Annotated in this window: 14 protein-coding genes; 12 read left to right on the top strand and 2 right to left on the bottom strand. The window is 59.9% G+C overall.

The window, feature by feature from the left end; genetic code table 11:
- Window positions 1–37: 37 nt before the first annotated feature.
- Window positions 38–1,237 (bottom strand): AraC family transcriptional regulator, encoded by a 1,200-nt coding sequence (locus Enr8_RS08865; protein ID WP_146430585.1) that lies wholly within the window; start codon window positions 1,235–1,237, stop codon window positions 38–40.
- Window positions 1,238–1,619: 382 nt separating this feature from the next.
- Here Enr8_RS08865 and Enr8_RS08860 point away from each other — a divergent pair, with 382 nt between their 5' ends.
- The 3 genes from Enr8_RS08860 (at window position 1,620) to Enr8_RS08850 (ending at window position 4,544) form a co-directional block, all read left to right on the top strand.
- A complete protein-coding gene (locus Enr8_RS08860) occupies window positions 1,620–2,924 on the top strand; it encodes a C45 family peptidase (protein WP_186767529.1) in 1,305 nt (434 codons plus the stop codon).
- A 59-nt stretch (window positions 2,925–2,983) separates the two neighbouring features.
- Window positions 2,984–3,784 (top strand): BPL-N domain-containing protein, encoded by an 801-nt coding sequence (locus Enr8_RS08855; RefSeq protein ID WP_146430583.1) that lies wholly within the window; start codon window positions 2,984–2,986, stop codon window positions 3,782–3,784.
- A 118-nt stretch (window positions 3,785–3,902) separates the two neighbouring features.
- The gene (locus Enr8_RS08850; RefSeq protein ID WP_146430581.1) at window positions 3,903–4,544 is read left to right on the top strand and encodes an alpha/beta hydrolase family protein; all 642 of its coding nucleotides are present in this window, start codon (window positions 3,903–3,905) and stop codon (window positions 4,542–4,544) included.
- A 41-nt stretch (window positions 4,545–4,585) separates the two neighbouring features.
- Here the strand turns inward: Enr8_RS08850 and Enr8_RS08845 are convergent, their stop codons facing one another.
- Window positions 4,586–4,984 (bottom strand): VOC family protein, encoded by a 399-nt coding sequence (locus tag Enr8_RS08845; protein WP_261342440.1) that lies wholly within the window; start codon window positions 4,982–4,984, stop codon window positions 4,586–4,588.
- Between the two features lie 568 nt (window positions 4,985–5,552).
- Here Enr8_RS08845 and Enr8_RS08840 point away from each other — a divergent pair.
- The 9 genes from Enr8_RS08840 (at window position 5,553) to Enr8_RS08800 (ending at window position 18,745) form a co-directional block, all read left to right on the top strand.
- The gene (locus tag Enr8_RS08840) at window positions 5,553–6,491 is read left to right on the top strand and encodes a YybH family protein (RefSeq protein WP_246120008.1); all 939 of its coding nucleotides are present in this window, start codon (window positions 5,553–5,555) and stop codon (window positions 6,489–6,491) included.
- Window positions 6,492–6,533: 42 nt separating this feature from the next.
- Window positions 6,534–8,105, top strand: coding sequence for a protocadherin (locus tag Enr8_RS08835; protein WP_246120007.1), 1,572 nt, complete (start codon window positions 6,534–6,536; stop codon window positions 8,103–8,105).
- Between the two features lie 102 nt (window positions 8,106–8,207).
- Window positions 8,208–8,861, top strand: coding sequence for a hypothetical protein (locus Enr8_RS08830; RefSeq protein WP_146430576.1), 654 nt, complete (start codon window positions 8,208–8,210; stop codon window positions 8,859–8,861).
- 36 nt (window positions 8,862–8,897) lie between these two features.
- The gene (locus Enr8_RS08825) at window positions 8,898–10,547 is read left to right on the top strand and encodes a HEAT repeat domain-containing protein (protein WP_146430575.1); all 1,650 of its coding nucleotides are present in this window, start codon (window positions 8,898–8,900) and stop codon (window positions 10,545–10,547) included.
- A gap of 197 nt (window positions 10,548–10,744) precedes the next feature.
- Complete coding sequence (locus tag Enr8_RS08820) at window positions 10,745–12,187, top strand: SWIM zinc finger family protein (protein ID WP_146430573.1); 1,443 nt, start codon at window positions 10,745–10,747, stop codon at window positions 12,185–12,187.
- A gap of 39 nt (window positions 12,188–12,226) precedes the next feature.
- Window positions 12,227–14,023, top strand: a complete 1,797-nt coding sequence (locus Enr8_RS08815; RefSeq protein ID WP_146430572.1) for a HEAT repeat domain-containing protein — start codon at window positions 12,227–12,229, stop codon at window positions 14,021–14,023.
- A gap of 37 nt (window positions 14,024–14,060) precedes the next feature.
- Window positions 14,061–15,182 (top strand): ATP-binding protein, encoded by a 1,122-nt coding sequence (locus Enr8_RS08810; protein WP_146430570.1) that lies wholly within the window; start codon window positions 14,061–14,063, stop codon window positions 15,180–15,182.
- Entirely contained in the window at window positions 15,179–17,524 is a 2,346-nt protein-coding gene (locus Enr8_RS08805) for a DUF5682 family protein (RefSeq protein ID WP_146430569.1), read from the top strand. Before Enr8_RS08810 ends, Enr8_RS08805 begins: the two co-directional genes overlap by 4 nt.
- Window positions 17,525–17,539: 15 nt before the next feature.
- Window positions 17,540–18,745, top strand: a complete 1,206-nt coding sequence (locus tag Enr8_RS08800) for a VWA domain-containing protein (protein ID WP_146430567.1) — start codon at window positions 17,540–17,542, stop codon at window positions 18,743–18,745.
- Window positions 18,746–18,756: the final 11 nt, after the last annotated feature.

Below are 18,756 nucleotides of genomic sequence, written 5' to 3'. Positions count from 1 at the left end.
GCGTACTTCAACTCGCAGCGCAGCGAGCCCACCCAACTTAAAGCTCAGAATGAGCGGCGGTGATCGGATCGTAATTGCGCCGGTATTCGCCCGGCGTCATTCCGGTCATTCGCTTAAAGAAGCGCAATGTGGCGTTCTCGCAGCTGAATCCCGATCGGGCGCTGATTTCGGCCAACGAGAGATTCGTTTGCCGCAGGTAGTCTTTCAGTACTAATAGTCGGGCATGGCGGATCTCTTCGGCCGGCGTCCGATTCAGCGCCTTGCGAAAGCGGTCTTCCAGCGAACGCCGCGAGACGTCGAGATGTCGCGTCAGATCCGAGACGTTGATCGCCGTGTCGGAATTCCGTTTGATAAACGCGACCGCATCTTGCACCATCTCGTCGGCGGCGAAAATCGTATCGGTCGACGGTTTTTCGATGATGCCTTCTGGTGCGATGCAAATCGGCTGTTCGCGCGGCTCGCCCCCAGAAATCAAGCGTTTCAGCTCGCGAGCCGCTTCATAACCGACCAGTTCCGGCCGCTGCTGAATGTACGAAATCGGCATCGGCGACAATTGAGAGATGAGCGGATCATGTTCGACCGCCAAGACCGCCACGTCGTTCGGAACGTTGATTCCCTCTGCCGAGCAGGTCAGCATCACCTCCCGAGCGACGACGGTCGAGAACGCGACGATGCCGATCGGTTTCGGCAAAGCACGGACCCATTCGACTAGGCGGGACCGCTGATAATCAAAGTCGGATGACGGGGAGGAGGGATCCGGATCGAACGTCGAGAGCGAAAAATTGGCCTCCTCGACCACTCGCTTGACCGCGGGCTGAACCGGATCGCGGTAATTGAAGCAGAGCGGGGGACCGATGTACCCAAAGTGCTGAAATCCGCGCTGGACGAAAAAGTTGCCCGCCAGCTCGCCACATCCGACCGGATCGGCGATCACTTTCGGAAACCGCTCGGAATGTTCGCTATGCCACGAGACATTGATGGTCGCGCAGTCATGACACTCCAGCGAATCTTGCACTCGCTGGTCTGAAATCCGCGCGATGATACCTTCTCCCTTCCAGTCGGACGGCATCAGCGCTTGCGTTTTCATGCCGCGCGGATTGAGCCAGAAATCCCAGCCGCCATGCTCGGCGGCAAAGCGGGAGACGCCTTCCAGGACCGATCGGCTCCAATGGCTTTCGTTCAAAACCAACAGCGCGATTCGAAGTCGATCGGGGTATACCGACAGTCGTTGTATCATGCGAAGTCGTGTTCTTTGGCGGTTGTAATGGAGGCTAGTGGGGAAGGTGTGCGAGGGAGGGTGAGTCTTCTCTGGCAGGCGGAATGCGGCTTGCCGACTCTCATTAAGTATAACTACGGCAGCAATTTCCGGGCCGAAGAGTGACTGCGGCTTTTACGATCTAATTTATTTCGCCAATGATGATATGTGCGCTTTCGGGGCTGCAGATGGAAGCCTGTCTCGGAAAAAACGAACATTATTCTGCGCAAAAAATCATTGTGACGAAATCTGGCGCAGCGATACTTCATAAAAAGCAGGCGGGACTGCGCAGAATCAGTGCAGTCGCTGCCCCGCCACTTCCCACCTGAGCGTTTCCCCCAAACGAACCCCCCTGAGAACAATCATGGATCGACATACTTCCGCCCATCCCGTTGCGATTCTTCTTGGCATGTTGGCGATGTCGACGAGCTTCTTCAGCGGCGTCGAAACTCGCGCCTGCACGACAGCGGTGATCAGCGGCAAGGCGACCGTCGACGGCCGACCAATCTTGTGGAAGAACCGCGATACGTCTTCGACGATGCACAACGAAGTCGCCTTGTTTGAGGATGGCAAGTACAAAGCGATCGGCGTCTTCAACGCCGGTAGCCGTGGCAGCGTCTGGATGGGAACCAACGAAGCCGGCTTTTGCATCGAAAACTCGGTCAGCCGCGATCTCGCCTTGGAAGGCAAGCAGTCGGGCCCCGGCAACGGCGGTCTGATGAAGAAGGCCCTGCAGACCTGCGCTACGGTCGCCGACTTCGAAAAACTGCTGGAAGAAACCAATCGAACCGGCCGCAAAACGGTCGCCAACTTTGGCGTGATCGACGCTTCCGGCGGCGCCGCGCTGTTTGAGACCGGTCCTAAATCATTCAAGAAATTTGACGCCAACGATCCCGTGGTCGCGCCCAACGGCTACGTGGTCCGCTCGAATTTTTCGACGACTGCTCATGATCTGGGCGCCAACCCGACCGCCGAAGAATTGGGCAAGATCTATTCGGCCGATCGCTACCTGCGAGCCTGCTCGCTGATGCAGGTCGAAGATGGCGGCAAACTATCGCTGGAGCATGTCGTTCGTCAGTGCACCCGCGACATGGCGAGCGGCGAAGCGGCGCTGCCCGGCACCGTCAACTCGCCCAGCGGTACCTTGCCCGAAACGATTTCGACCAAGAATACCATCAGCCGCACCACGACCGTTTCGGCCGCCGTGTTTCATGGCGTCTCGCCGGGCGAAGACCCGGCTTTGACCACGATGTGGACGATCCTGGGTGACCCCAAATTCTCGATCGCCGTCCCTTGTTGGGTCGCCGGCGGGGTCGCCGAAGAGTTGCAAGACGACCGCGGCGGAGAGCTCGGAGAAATTGCGATTTCGCTGCGTGAATGGAATCTGACGCCGGACAGAGATGGCGTTTACACACGCCTGTTGCCCAGCATCTGGGCCGATCTGTGGACCGCCGAAGACAAATTGCTGTCCGAAACCGCCATGGTGAAACAATCGTGGGCCAAGCGGAAGCTCGCCCCGGCGGTCGTCGCTCGCTATCACGCCAATGCTGCGAAATATGCAATGCAGGCGATGCAGCGGAAATTTATCGAAACCAAAGAAGCGGCGCTCGCGGTTCCGCAGCCGGCGGCGCCGATCTTCGCTCCGCAAGCGACTTCGACCAATCCGTAGTTCCCGAACTTCATCGCCAACTCGACTAACCTTGCTTCCTTACAGGACAGAACTTAGCAATGACCGACCGTTTTCTGCAACGCCTCTCGCTTCGACTGGTTGTGGGTTTGGCCCTGTTGATGGCGGCCGCGCCAGCGATCGCTCAGGCCGAAAAGAAGGGCGCCGCTTCAACCGACCTGATTCGCGTCGCACTCTACAGTCACGCCGACGTCGAGTCGAAGACCTCGGGACCGAGCAACTTGCAGCGTTTTCTGTCTCCCGAAAATGGCTTCGAAACGGCCATCGTCTCGCCAGAAGATATTCGCGGCGGCGTGCTCAAGAACTTCGACGTGCTGATCATGCCCGGCGGAATGGGCAGTAGCCAAGCCAAACACCTGGAAGAATCGGGCTGCGAGACGGTCAAGAACTTCGTTCGCGAAGGGGGCGGCTACGTCGGCATCTGCGCCGGATCGTATCTCGCCTCGTCGCACTACACTTGGTCTCTGGGCATAATCAACGCCAAGGTTTGGGATCGGGCCCACTGGGCTCGCGGAACGGGTAAAGTTTCGCTGGGCCTGACCTCGGCTGGCCAAGAAGTCCTGCAATCGGAAAAGGCGAAACTCGACTGCTACTACGGCCAAGGGCCGCTGCTCGTTCCGCACAACTCGCCCGATTTGCCCGGATACGAAGTCTTGGCGACCTACGAGACCGAAATCGCCAAGAAGGGCGCCCCGGAAGGCGCGATGGTTGGAACCCACGCGATTGTTCGTACCACGTATGGAGGAGGGCGCGTGATGTGCTTTAGCCCGCATCCCGAAAAACCGGGCGGACCGAACGCGATCATGATGGAAGGTATCCGTTGGGTCGGATCGAATCGGTAACGCCGCGTCGCAGGCCAAAGCGGAAATCTTGTTGTTGTAGTTATTTGTTGGGAATATCGTTTTGATCTTTCCTCGTCACGCTTCGATGCCTTTATTGGCGAGCCAGACGACCGCAAGCATGTCGTCGCTTTGTACCGCACGACATGCGGCCGAGCACCTCTATCCGTGGTCGGTCGACGATTTGTTCCCCACGCCCGATCATCGTCTGCCGTTGATCGGGTATGGCAGCTTGATGAATCTGGCGTCGGCTCGCCGCTCGCTAAGCGCCGAATGTTTGGCGTCGGCCAAACCGGTGATCGTCTTGGGCGCCCGCCGCATCTATGAGTACGTCATGAGCCCGCGGGGACGCGGCGTTTATGGAGAAGCGGTCGCTCATGACCAATTTGGCGTACTCAACGCCCAAGCGACCGGCGATCGCGCCGACTGGTTCAATGCGATGATGTTTCAGATGAGCGTCGACGACATTCCGGCGCTCCTCTCGCGGGAGTCAGCCTACGACCTCGTGCCGGCGTGGACGCTTTGCTGGAACGGCGAAGCGCCGCAGCCGTCAATCGGCTATTTCTTCTCGTGCCGGCGAGATTCCTACGACGGTCGGCAGTTGCTTGACTCGCAGATTCTGCCGCACCCTGGCTATCACGCGATCTGCGAAGAAGGGTGCGAGGCGATCTCGCCGGAGTTTCTCCACGCCTTCCGGACCACCACGTGGGCTCGTCAGGCTCGCTTGATCGACGCCGTCGATCCCCAGGCCGAGTCGACGTAAGCGTCAACTTTTTCTATTGCGTCGCGATCTCTCCCGATCGCCTACTTGGCGAACAGATTGTCCAAGTTGCGAAAACCTTTGATCTCGACGGCGTTGCCGGAGGGATCGAAGAAGAACATCGTCCCTTGTTCGCCCGGCTGTCCCTCGAAACGAATGTAAGGGGCGATGACGAATTCGATCTGCTGCGACTTCAACCGCTCGGCCAGTTTCGACCAGGTTTCTAAATCCAGCACGACGCCAAAGTGTGGCACCGGAACGCCATGTCCGTCGACTTCGTTAAACGCGGGCGCCGCTTGCTTCTCTTGATTCACATGGCACACGAACTGATGGCCAAAGAAATCGAAGTCGACCCAAGTGTCGGCGCTGCGACCTTCAGGACAACCTAATAGTTCGCCATAAAATTTTCGTGCCGCGATCAGATCGTGCACTTGGACCGCCAGATGAAAAGGTCGAAGAAGCGGAACGCCCGACGTCGTGGCTAATTTTTCAGCAGGTTGGGGAACTTCGTTTGCTGAAGAAGCAGGCATTGGCGGTAGTCTTTGCGTGGTCAGTGAGGGCTTTTGGCGACAACTGTAGTCGCTGTCGTAATAATGCAACCACTATACCCGGCGACAGGGCAGGTATCCCCGTCGACGGGACCGGCGTTGCCCAAAACACGCATTGGCGTCGCTTTATGTCAGTCGCCGAGCGTCGCCGCCAAGACGCATTCCAAGAATTGCAGTGCGTCGTCAAAAAGACGCTCGATCGCGTATTTTCAATGAAGATTTTTACGGATTTTCGCTTCATGCAGTCTCTCACGGACGGTCGCGAAAGCCCCTTGTTCGAGACTCGCACTCCGATACTGCCGCTTGGGACTGCTATTTTCTGGCAAAATTGGCCTGATTCCCCAAAATTGCCAGTCAGACGAAACTATGTTTTACTTTAGTCAATGTCCCCCATAGCCGGAGCAGGATGCCGGTTTGTCTGTCGCAGGGCTGCGTCGCTTCCCCCTAATTATGGATCGCACCCGTGACCACACATTCTCTGGCGACGCGAGCCGCGTTGCTTGTCGCTTTGGTGATGCCGGTATCCGTATTCGCCGCCGAAGACGACGTCAAAGAAAAGCAAGAGGTTCATTCCGATCAAAGCGAAAGCCTAACGGCGATTCGTGATCAATCGCAGGCCTTCGTCACCGCATTCAACCAAGGTGACGCCGCGGCGGTCGCCGCCCTGTGGACGCCCCACGGACAATTTGTCGACGACTCGGGGCGCAAGTTTACTGGTCAAAAAGAGATCGAAGCCGCTTACGCGGAACTCTTCAAGAAGAATCCCGAGACAAAGATCGAAGTCGTCGTCGACTCGATCCAACTGCTGAGCGACGAAGCGGCTCTGGAAGAAGGTCGCACCCTAGTCAGTGAAGTCGCCGATGGTGAGCCCGTTTACGGCGCTTACGCCGCCATCCAAGTCAAGCTGGACGGCAAGTGGCGGATGGCGTCGGTTCGCGATCGCCGGGTCGGCCTGCCTTCGGTGCATCAAAAGATCGCCGATCTGCAGTGGTTGATCGGCAAATGGTCGGCCGAAGAGTACGGCATGCGAATCGAATCGGAGTGTCGCTGGGTCGCCAACAAGAGCTTCGTCGAGCGAACCTACACGACGACCGGTCCCAAGGGAGCGAAAGTCTCTGGCGTGCAGTTGATTGGCTGGAATCCAATTAAGGGTCAGGTTCAGTCCTGGAACTTCAGCGCCGACGGCGGGCACGCGACCGGCCTCTGGACGCCGATCGAGAACGGATTTACCGCCACCATGCGTGGCGTGACCGGCGGCGGACTGCCGACCGAATCGGTCAACACGCTCACCAAGCTGGACGAGAACGCGTACGTCTGGCAATCGACTTCCCGCTCGATCGGAGGCCAACCGCTTCCCGATACCGACGAAGTCGTGATCAAGCGTCAGGCGTCGCAGCCGTAGTTCTCACTCCCCCAATCAAAAATCAAAGAACGGATGGTAGCCATGAAACGTCAACTTTCTTGGACAGTAACCTGCGGACTGATGCTCGCCATCGCCAGCACCCAATGTTGGGCTCGTGGTGGTTTTGGAGGAGGCGGTTTCCATGGCGGCATGGGTGGCGGCGGCTTCGGCGGCGGCATGCATGGCGGAATGGGCGGAGGCCTCGGCGGAGGCGGCTTCCACGGCGGCAACTTTGGCGGCGGCGGATTGGGCGGCGGGGGACTTCCTCGCGGCGGTGATCTCGGCGGCCTGGGAGGCGGAGGCCTCGGCGCTGGCGGTCTCGGTGGAGGCGGCGGCCTATCGCGCGGTGGAAATTTTGGCGGCCTGGGCGGCGGTAACCTGGGGGGTGGCGGTCTCGATCGCGGCGGCCTCGGCGGCAGCGGATTGGGTGGCGGCGCCTTGGATCGCGGCGGTCTGGGCGGTGGCGCTGGTCTGGGCGGCGGCGGTCTGGATCGGGGTGGTCTCGGCGCTGGCGCATTTGGCGGCGCGGCCCCAAGTCGCAGTCAGCTAAACAGTTTCCTCGGCCTGCCGTCCGACGGCGGACTCCATGGACTGGGAACCAGCGCTAGTCACTACAGCCACGACGGCAACTACTTTGACATCAACCATGGCTCGGTCGACGGTCCGCGCGGCGGCGCCGCCTCTGGCACGTCGATCACTGGCCCCCGCGACAACACGGTGGGCCGCGGCGGCGCCGTTGGCCCCAATGGCGGGGCGGTCGCTGGACGCGGTTTTGAAGGCGCTGATGGCGCCAAGGGTGGTCAGGCGATCGCTCGTGGTCCGCGCGGCGACATCGCCGCTGGCGGAGCGGTTCGCGGTCCCAACGGCGGTTTCGCGGCTCGCGGCGCCGTGGTTGGTCCGCATGGAGCGGCGGCGGGCTTCGTCCGCGTTTCTCCCACCGATCGTTATCACTGTGCCGTGGGCGTTCGCACCAATTTCAATCACTGGGGCGTCTATGGTCCTGGTTGGTATACCGATCATCCGGGCGCCTGGTTCGCCGCGGGTTGGGCCGCTGGCTATTGCTGGCGAGCGGCGACCTGGGGTTCGCTGGACGCCTGGATGGGCTATTCGGACGCTCCGGTCTATTACGACTATGGCAACACGGTCGTCTACCAAGACAACTCGGTCTATGTGAACGGCCAAAGCGTCGGCACGCCGGAAGAGTACTATGACTCGGCCAGCACGCTGGCTACCGACGGGGCCCAAGCTCAGGCGTCTTCCGATGGCGACTGGCTGCCGCTGGGCGTGTTCGCCCTGTCGAAATCGGGCGAAACGACCTCGGACGTGACGATCCAGCTGGCGATCAACAAGGACGGGATCATTCGCGGCAACTATACTGATACCAAGACCGGCAAGTCGGAAGTCATTCAGGGTTCGGCCGACAAGAAAACGCAACGCGTCGCATTTACGGTCGGCGACAACACCAACAACGTGGTCGAAACCGGGCTGTACAATCTGACCAAGGATGAAGCTCCGGTCCTGATCCACTTCGGCAAAGACAAGACCGAGCAATGGTTGCTGGTCCGGCTGAAGAAGCCCGATAGCGCGAGCTCGGACGATCCTTTGGGACAGTAGTCCCGTAGACTACCTACACCCTCAATTCGGCGATCTCTGATGAGAGCGCCGATTTGCTTTCCCCCTACACCTTCGCTTCTCCGACCCTTGAGAGAACTTACGATGAAATTGATGCTGTATTCGCTCCCTGTTCTCCTTCTCGCAGGCGTCGCCCTCGCACAACCGGCCGGCTATCCGCCGCCGGGTTATGGCTATGGGTATGGCGGTTACCATGCTTCGACCGCCGAAGAAGGCGCCCTGAACGGAATGGCGAATCTGACCAGCGCCCAAGGCTCGTACAACCTGCAAACGGCGCAAGCGGCCGTTTACGCGACGCAAGCGCAAAGCAACGAGATCTCCAACCATCAACAGTACGCCGACACCTACTTCCAGATGCGAGAGCGTCGCGACGCCTACGAAGCGACCAAACGAGTGCATCCGTCGGAAGAGCAAATGGCCTATCTCGCCAAAGAAGCGGCGCCCAAACCGCTCTCGCCGGATCAGGTGAACGCCGTCAGCGGACAAGTGGAATGGCCGCTGCTGCTCCAGTATCCGTCGTTCGAGTCGGAACGGGACGAATTGTCGAGCCTGCTGGAAAAGAAGGCGACCAACGGCGAACTCGGTTACCAGGATACCAACGCGTTTATCCAAACGGCCGACGAAATGAACGCCAAGCTGAAAAGCGGCATCAAAAAGGTTCCGCCGCAACAGTACGTCGAAGCCAGCTCGTTTCTCAAGAGCTTGCTCTACCAGACGTGCCAGGTTGGTTTGCAGTAATTCCTTCGACGCCTTACATCCATAGAGATAAAAATTATGCGTATTCACCTCCACGGTCTGGCGTCGCTGGCGCTGGCCGCCTCGCTTGGCTTCACCGGCGCCGCTTTCTCGGCCCCGGGCGACGTCGAGCAATCGATCGAAGCTCTCTCGTCGTCGAGCGAAGAGACCCAAATCACCGCCATCGATAAGCTGGGCGCCGCGGGCGTTGACGGCGCTGCGGCGGTCGCTCCGTTGACCAAACAACTGAAGTCGAGCTCGGCGATGGTTCGTGCTCATGCCGCCCATGCCCTGGGCGAAATCGGCCACGCCGCCGAACCGGCCGTCGACGCGCTCGTCGAACTGGTCGGCGACTCCGATCCGATGGTTCGCCGTCAGGCGATCGGCGCGCTGCAAGCGATTCATCCGGATCGCCAGAAAGTGGTCGGCCTGTTCGCCAAGTTGCTCAGCGACGCCGATCCCGCCGTTCGTCTGCGTGTGATGCACGCGATCGCCGACGCCGGCAAACCTGCCGTCCCCGGCTTGGCCATGGCCCTGAAGAACGAAAAATCGGCCTTCTGGGCGTGCCTGGTGCTGCGTGAAATTGGCCCCGATGCGGCTGAAGCGGCGCCCGCACTGACCGAACTATTGCCGGGAGCGCCGATCGAAACCCGTCGCGAAGCGATCCTGGCCTTGGCCAGCATGCCGGAAGCGGCCAAAGCGTCGGTTCCCGCCATCGCCAAGTGCCTGGACGAAGAACATCTGAAACTGGCGGCGACATTCGCCCTGGGCCGCATTGGCACAGTTCCAGCCGAAGCGCAAGAGCGGATCACCGCCAACGTCGACAGCAAAGATCCGATCCTCAGCCTATTGAGCCGCTGGGCCCTAGCGCGAGCCAATCCCAACGATGCGGCGCTGCAGACCGAAGTGGTCGAGCGCTTGGCGAAAGGGGTCGCCAGCGACAACGCTTGGATCCGTTCGGCGGCCGCTAAAGCGTTGATCTCGCTTCATGCCAAGCCCGAGCTGGTCATCGCCGAACTGCACAAGACGCTTCCCGGCGTCGATCCGGCCAACCTGGGCGACGCGATTCATGTCTTGGCCAGCTTGGGCCCAGAAGGAATCCCGCATCTGACCGCGGCGCTCAAGAATCCCCGGTTGCGACCGCAAATCGCTCAGATCTTGGGCGAAATGGGAGACAAGGCGGCCCCGGCCGTTCCGGCGTTAGTCAAGTTGATCGATGACGAGAACCCGCGAACCGAAGACGCCGCCGTGTTGGCGCTGGCCGCCATCGGTCCGGCCGCCGAAGCCGCCGCGCCGCGGTTGGCAAAAGAAGTCGAAGAAGGGACTGGCAAAGACCCTCACGACGCCGCTTTGGCGCTCGGCAAGATTGGCCCGGCCGCAAAGGACGCGGCGCCATCGCTCGAAAAAACGATGACCAGTAGCGAAGACGCGTCGCTACGCGTCTTGTCGGCCTGGGCGCTACTGCAGATCGAAGGGAAGTCGGCGACCGCCAAGATTTTGCCGGAGCTGACCAAGGCTCTGAAGGCGAAAGACCCGATCGCTCGCAAGGGCGCCTCGCAGTTGCTCGGCCAATTGGGCGCCCCCGCCAAATCGGCCGCTCCGGCGCTGAAGGGGCTGTTGCAAGACGAAGACCCGGCGGTTCGCGACGCCGCCGCGCAAGCGCTCGAGTTGATCGACAACGCGAAGTAACGCCGTCGTCGATTTCACTCTGCCAAATTTTCAAAGCCGCACGCTTGTTTCAAACGTGCGGCTTTTCTCTTGCGCTATGCGAAAGAAAAAATTCGGTCAATCTCCTCAGTGGCAACTTGAAAGTTGCTTCCCCCCCGGCCACAATGCGGCGGTCTCGCGTAGACGTTCGCTTCTCATCATGGCGGGGATGGAACCAGATGATTTCGATTGATGCGGAATTCGTTGCGGCGGCGGCGCCCAATGCGGCGGCGGCCAACAATGGTCGCGGGCTCGTTCTCAAAAACAAATTCGTCAACTTGCACCATTCCGACGACGAGACGTTGTTGTTCGGCGAATGTAAAGGAAGCGGCAAGACGCCGTATCTCTGCTCCGCCGACTTCACCAACCCCGAGACCGTCACCTACCGCTGCAGTTGTCCAAGTCGCCAGTTTCCCTGCAAGCACTCGCTGGGCCTGTTGTACGCGTATGTCGAAGGGAAACCGTTCACTACCGCCGAAGTTCCCCAATCGATCGCTGATAAACGGGAGAAAGCGGCCGTCCGCGCTGAGAAGAAAAAGACCGACGCCAACAAGCCGCGCAAGGTCAACAAGTCGGCGCTTGCCAAAAAGATCAAAGCCCAACTTGATGGCCTCGACCTGCTGGAGAAGCTGACGCACGATCTGGTCAAACTGGGCGTCGGCAATATGAACGCCAAGTCGGCCGCCGAAATTGAAAAACAAGCGAAGCAACTCGGCAACGCGTATCTCCCCGGCGCACAGGCGGCCCTGCACAACTACACCAAGCTCTTCTGGGACCACGATGAAGAAAAAACTTCGACGCAGCGGGAAGGCGTTTACAGCGAAGCGCTCGATCAATTAGGGCGCCTAAGCTCGCTGGTCAAGCAAGGCCGAGCCTATCTCGAGCGGCGACTTGCCGACCCCGAATTGGCGCCGGAGACCGAATCGAGCATCGCCGCATGGCTGGGCCACGCCTGGCAATTGCGGGAATTAAAAGAGGCGGGCCTGGTGCAGGACAACGCCGAGCTGGTGCAGCTTGCCTTCAACGCCTACGACGACGTCGCCCGTCGTGAGTTCGTCGATACCGGCATCTGGATGAACCTGGCGAGCGGCGCAATCCAGCTGACGCAAACCTATCGCCCCTACAAAGCGGCCAAACATATCAAAGCGGAAGACAGCTTCTTTCAACTCGCCTCGGTCAGCGAATTGTGCATCTATCCCGGCGACGTCAATCCTCGGATTCGCTGGGAAGGGAAGACCATGCGGCCGCTAGAAAAGAAAGACTTCAAGCAGGTTCGCGGGTTTGGGCATGCCAGCTTCGCCGAGGTGATCAAGCAGGTGAAGATGCAGCTGAAAAACCCTCTCGCCGACAAGCTGCCGATTTACGCCCTCAACTACGCCCAGATCGGTATGGTTGGCGATCAATATGTCGCCGAAGACGCCAAAGGGGAACGCCTGGTGCTGACCGAAATCGGTCTCGACGAGGAGCCGCGCACGTGCAACCTGCTAGAGCTGCTTCCTGCGGATCTGCTGAAGAAGCAAACGCTCATCGCCCGCTTCCGACACGATCTCGATTCCGGCAAGTTGCAAATTAAACCGCTGTCGATCGTCGCCGCCGATGCCATCCATCGGCTCACTTTCTAACTTCGTCTCTCTACTCGATTCGGCTGTAGGAGTCTTCCGATGAGCATCCCGGTCCTGACCCAGGTATATGACGAAGTGCGGCGGCTTTCCATTGCTGGCAGTAGCGTCGCGTGCGGCGATTTTCGTCTAAAGAAGTTGGTCGCGCCGCTACAGAAGGCAGGCAAAAAAGCGCCCGTCTTCGCCAAAGTCGCCGAAGCGGTCAATAGCGTCGTCGAGAGTAACGAGAAAACTGCGCCGGAAGCGCTACTTAGCCTCAGCACTCTGGTCAATGCGATTCTCTACACGCAGGGAGCGACGGGAGCCGAGGGAAAACGAAAGCCGATCAAGCAAGTCGGCGACGGACTCGTCCCGAAAAACTCGCCCGCCAGTTTGCTCAAAGCGGTCGCAACCGCCATGACCAGCACCGGTTCGGGCCGGCTCGAGGTGATTCGCGATTCGCTCGATCGCAATCCGTTTCCCGATCCGCGACTTCTGGGACCGGCGATCTCGGCGCTCGACGGTTCGTATCACGAAGTCTGCGACTTTGTCGAAGCGAACGTTCTGCCGCAGTACGGCAAGTCGATTGTGCCGATGATCGTCGAACGGTTCGATCAAAAGGGTGGAGCAGGGGACGCCCGGCGATTGTCGCTGTTGCACCGCGTGGATCCAGTCGCCGCCGACAAGCTGGTTCGCGAAGCCCTGCAAGCAGGCTCTAAGGAGGTCAAGGTCGTCGCCATTGCGAAATTACGCGAGCCAAGCGACGTTCCGTTTTTGATCGAACAAACGACCGCCAAGGCGGCCGACGTGCGCGAGGCAGCCTATCAAGCGCTGGCCGAGATCAACTCGAAAGAAGCCGCGACTGCGCTGGCCGCAGGAATTGAAAAACCACGCAATCCCCCGGCGCTGAATGCAGCCCGCGAAGCGCAACATCCGATCGTTTTGACGACGGTCCAGACCGAAACCCGCAAAGCGGCCGAGGAACTCCTAGCGAGCAAGCCGAAAGGCAAAAATCTGGATGCCCGCATTTTCCGTCTTACTTCGCTGCTACAGGCCCTGCGGAATCGGAGCGACAAGCAGACCGAAACGCTATTGCTGGAGCTCTTCGAGCAGCGCGAGGCGATTTCCAAAATAGAAGGCCGCAGTACCTATCATTCCAGTATGGCGGCGCTGCTGAACGCGATGGGCACATCGACAGGGAAAGTCCAAGACGTAGTCATCGACAATCACGATTCGCTAGACGAACTCGGGATCGACGTCGCGATTGAAGCGGCCATGAAGCGCGCCAAACCGGAGCGAGTCTACGAGCTCTTCCATGAATATCTGCTTGTGCCGCAAACCGGAAAGAAGGGGAAAGCCGCTACAAACGCTCGCGCCAAGGCGGAGGTCGTTTCCGGCACGCTCAACAAGTACACGCGGGGCGCCAACCTCCTCTACGACTATGAACCGGAGGAGACTCCCGCGATCAAGATTGATCCTCGCTGGCTTGACGTTGCCATTCGCGCAGACGATGTCGCTCTGGTCGGCCAACTGGCTCGCCCCGATCACCCGGGCGTCATCAAATACTTGGACGTCCACATGCAACGTTTGCTGAAGGCACGGTCTGAATCGTATGAGTTGCTGGAGGCGCTCGAAGCGATGGTCCGAATCAATCACCCGAAGACGGTCGATTACCTGACCCAGGCAATGGTCAAGAAGGTGAAATACGCCGCCGACTTTTATGCCACGATGTTTGGCCGCCTCATTGTGATGCTGCCGAAATCGGCCGTGCCGCAATTGGAAGCCTGTGTGGCGTCGATGGCCGAAGAGGACGCCGACCGATACATCGTGGCCGTCGCCGACCTGAAGAATCGCAAATAACCGCTCCTCTCTCTCCCACGCCAGCAAGGAATCGCCCATGGCGAAGAAAAAAAGTGCTACCCGCGCCAACAAGTCCAGCGGCGGCGATCTCCGCTCTCCGGCCGAAGAGCTGTACGCGCACGAGATCGAAGCGTTGATTGCGCAAGACAAGTTCGATAAGCCTCCGGGGTGGCGAATGTCGGCTCGCGCCGTCCATACCTACATCTGCGGCGGCAAAGCGGGCAAGTTGGACATCACGCCGAAGTACATCGGCTACAACCGCCTGGTCGAGATTGCGATCGCCACGCTGGTGACCGACCGGGCGCTGTTGCTGATCGGCGAACCGGGAACCGCCAAGAGCTGGCTCTCGGAACATCTTTCGGCGGCGATCAACGGCGATTCGACCAAAGTGGTGCAGGGAACTGCCGGCACAACCGAAGAGCAGATCCGCTACACCTGGAACTACGCGATGCTGATCGCCCATGGTCCCAGCCATGAAGCGCTGATCAAGAGCCCGGTCTTGCGCGCCATGGAATCAGGCTCGCTCGCCCGGTTCGAGGAAATCTCTCGCTGCGCCTCGGAGGTGCAGGATGCGATGATCTCGCTGCTGTCGGAAAAGCGGATCTCGATTCCTGAACTAGCGACTGAAGTTCCGGCCCAAAAAGGGTTCTCGGTGATCGCCACCGCCAACACCCGCGACCGGGGCGTCAACGACATGTCGGCCGCGCTGAAGCGCCGCTTTAACATCATTGTTTTGCCGACCCCCAACACGATCGAGACCGAAATCGAGATCGTCGGCAAACGCATCGCGGAACTCGCGTCGAACCTGGCGCTTCAAGCGGAGCTGCCGAGCGAAGACGCGATCGAGCAGGTCGTCACCATTTTCCGCGAGCTGCGCACCGGGCAAACGCTCGATGGCAAGAACAAGCTAAAGTCGCCGTCCGGCGTGCTGTCGACCGCCGAGGCGATTTCGGTCTTGGCCAACAGCATGGCCCTTTCGGCCAGCTTCGGTAGCGGCGCGATCTCGGCCGAGGATGTCGCCGCCGGGTTGCAGGGCGCCGTCGTCAAAGACGAAGAGAAGGACAAGGTCGCCTGGAAAGAATACCTGACCAACGTGCTGAAGAAACGGGGCTCCGACTGGCGTCCGCTCTATAACGCCTGTTCGGAGCACAACGGTTGAGGGGCAACATCCACGTATTCGGCGTCCGCCATCTCTCCCCCATGGGAGCCTGGCAACTGCGGGGCTATCTCGACGAGATTCAGCCCGACGTCGTGTTGATTGAAGGGATCGATGATGCGACCCCGTTGATCGCCGATATGACGCGGAAAGAAACCAAGCCGCCGATCGCAATCCTCGCCTACACCGACTCGCTGCCGGTGCGCACGATCGTCACTCCGCTGGCCCGCTACAGTCCCGAGTTTCAGGCGATCTCCTGGGCGAGCGAACGAAACGCCGTCGCCCAGTTTTTCGACCTGCCGTCGGAGTGCTTTCTCGGATTGCTCGACGCCGAGTACGAGTGGCGCGAGCAAATGCGCAAAGAATCGCTCGCCCGCCAGGCGGAAGAAACGGAAGCGAACGCCGACAACACGGCGGAAGTCGCCATTGGCTTAGAAGCGCCCAAGGCGTCTCTCTACGAGCAATTTGCGATGACCGCAGGCGAGAGCGACTTTGAAACCTACTGGGAACGCCAGTTTGAGCATAACGTCGCCCCCGGCAGCTATCGCGGCGGCGCGCTAGAGTTCGGTCAGGCGGTCCGCGAACTGGAGGAAGACCGTCCCCGCTGGCGGGCCGAAAACTTGATTCGTGAAGCGTACATGCGCCGTCGCATCGAAGAGACGATCGCCGCCGGTACGCCCCCCGAGAAGATCGTCGCCGTAGTCGGCGCTTTTCATGCGACCGCCTTGTCCGCCGACCTGCCGGCGATGACCGACGACGAGCTCGCATCGCTGCGCCGCCGCACCAGCAAGTTGACGCTGATGCCCTATTCCTATTTCAAACTCTCGTCACAGTCAGGCTATGGCGCCGGCAATCAGGCCCCGGCTTACTTCGAGCTGATGTGGCAAGCGCTCAACGAGGGGAACGTGCGCGGCCTTTCGCATCGCTATCTCTCCAGCGTCGCCCAACACTTGCGCAAAGCGGGCACCCATCGTTCGACCGCCGAGGTGATTGAGAGCGTCCGCCTGGCCGAGACCCTATCCGCCCTGAAAGACGGTCTGGCGCCAACGCTTTCGGACCTTCGCGATGCGGCGATCACGCTGCTTGGTCAAGGGGAAACGACCACCGTCAAAGAGGCGCTCGCCCACGTCGAGGTTGGGACCGAGATCGGCGAATTGCCCGACGGGGTCAGCCAAACGTCAATCCAGGCCGACTTCCAGCGAGAACTGAAACGTCTCAAGCTGGAGAAGTACAAAACGACGGTCGAACAACCGCTCGACCTGGACCTGCGGGAAAACCGTCAGGCGAAGACGGAAGAAGCGGCCTATCTTGATCTTCATCGCTCGTCCCTGTTCCACCGTCTGCGCGTCTTGCAAGTTCCGTTTGCCAAATTCACGCACGCTCGCCAAGAGTCAACGACCTGGGCCGAGCGGTGGATCATGCAGTGGACGCCCGAAAGTGAAATCGCCCTGGTCGAAGCGGTGCTGGAAGGAGAAACGATCGTCCTGGCGACGGCGTTTCGTTTCAACACGCAACTTGCCGATTGCGTCACGATCGCCGACGCGGCGCGGCTGGTGAACGACGCCTGCCAGTGCGGCATGATGGAAGCGATGGATCAGGCCCGCGACCGACTGCAGGAGCTAGCGGTCGCCACCTCCGACCTTGCCGCAATCGCCGACGCCGCCTTCGAGCTGATGCAGGTCGTGCGGTTTGGTAACGTCCGTAGGTTCGATCCCGAGCCGCTGCTGCCACTACTCGAGGAACTATTCGTCGAAGGGGCGCTCTCGCTGTATGCGGCCGCCGGTTGCGATGACAATGCCGCCAAGAAGCTGCTCGAGGCGATCGAGAAGCTCAACCGAGTCGGACTGGAGTTCGCCGAGTTGGTGGATGAAAGTCTGTGGACGTCGCGATTGCAGCAGTTGGCCGACTCCGACGATCGCAACCCGCTATTGTCCGGCTATGCCTGCGCAATTCTGCTAGAACGGGGCCTGATCGCCAACGAAGCGCTCGCCCGCGAGGTATCGCGGCGACTTTCTCCCGGCGTGCCGGCCGACTTGGGCGCCGGCTGGTTTGAGGGCCTCGCTCAGCGGAATCGCTACGCTCTGATCGCCCGGCAGACGCTCTGGGAACAGTTGGCCGATTACGTCGGTTCGCTCGACGACGACCAATTCGCCCGGGCGCTCGTCTTTTTGCGGCGGGCTTTCAGCACCTTTGTCCCGCGCGAGCGACGTCAGATTTGCGAAAACCTAGGTGAGCACTGGGGGCTGAACAAGGATCAAACCGCCGAGCTGCTGGAAGGCCCCTTGAGCGAAGAGGAAGAAGAAAAGCTGTCGGACCTGAATGACTTTGATTTTGGCGATTTCTAGGAAGCGACCACGAACATGGATGCGGAACAACTCGCACGTTGGCGACTGATTCTGGGCGCAAGTTCGCAGGAGACGCTCGGCAGCATGGGCCCTGGCTGCTCGCTTTCGACGCAGCAGATGGAAATGGACGCCGCGCTCGCCGAAATCTACGGCGGCGACGACGATTCGGAATTGTCGAAAGAGGACTGGGAGCGCGACAAGAAAATTGGTCACGGCCCTTCCAAAGGTCGCGCCGCGCCCAAGGTCGCCCGCTGGCTGGACCAGATTCGCAACTTCTTTCCGACTGACGTCGTCACGCTGATCCAGCATGACGCGATCGAGCGTCGCGGCATGAAAGAGCTGCTCTTTGAACCGGAGGTCTTATCGAAGGTCGAACCGTCGGTCGATTTGGCCAGTACCGTCTTGCAGCTGAAGAACCTAGTTCCCGACAAGGCGAAGGCGGCGGCCCGGGAACTGGTCAGCAAGGTGGTCGACGATATTCGCAAACGATTGGAGCAGCGTTTCGTACAAGCGGTGCGGGGCGCCCTCAACCGTAATCGACATTCCCCCTTCCGGAGTCTGCCGAATCTCGACTGGACCCGCACGATTCGTCAGAACATCAAGAACTACAATCCGTCGATCAAGACGATCATCCCCGAGCAGATGTCGTTCTTCAGCCGGCAACAGCGACAGAACGATTGGAACATCATCATCGCGATGGACCAGTCCGGTTCGATGCACTCTTCTCTGATTTTCGGCGGTATCATGGGAGCGATCCTCGCCAGCATGCCTGCGGTCGAAACGCATGTCGTCGCTTTCAATCATGTCGAAGTGGTCGACTTGACCGAGCATTGTCATGACCCGGTCGATCTCTTGTTTGGCGTGCAGTTGAGCGGGGCCGAAGACTACTGGATGGCGACCAGCTACTGCGAACGGTTCATGCATACGCCGGACAAGACGCTCTATATCGTGCTGGGTGATCTCTACGATACCAGCCCCAACGAAAATCGCTTCGTCCGCAAGATGGAGGCGCTGCTCGAAGGGGGACTGAAAGCGGTCGGACTGCTGGCGATCTCGGACCAGGGCCAGCCGTCGTTCAATGAAAATCTGGCGAACAAATTGGCGAAATTGGGCATGCCATGTTTCGCCTGCACGCCCAATCATCTCCCCGACATGCTGGAAGCGGTTCTCCGCGGCAATGACCTCAAAAAGTTCGCCGAAACCGCCGCGCAGAAGGATTAGGCACATACGAG

Source organism: Blastopirellula retiformator (assembly GCF_007859755.1).
GTDB lineage: Bacteria > Planctomycetota > Planctomycetia > Pirellulales > Pirellulaceae > Blastopirellula > Blastopirellula retiformator.
Note: the sequence above shows the minus strand (reverse complement) of the source record. Positions and strands in the feature narration are given on the sequence as shown.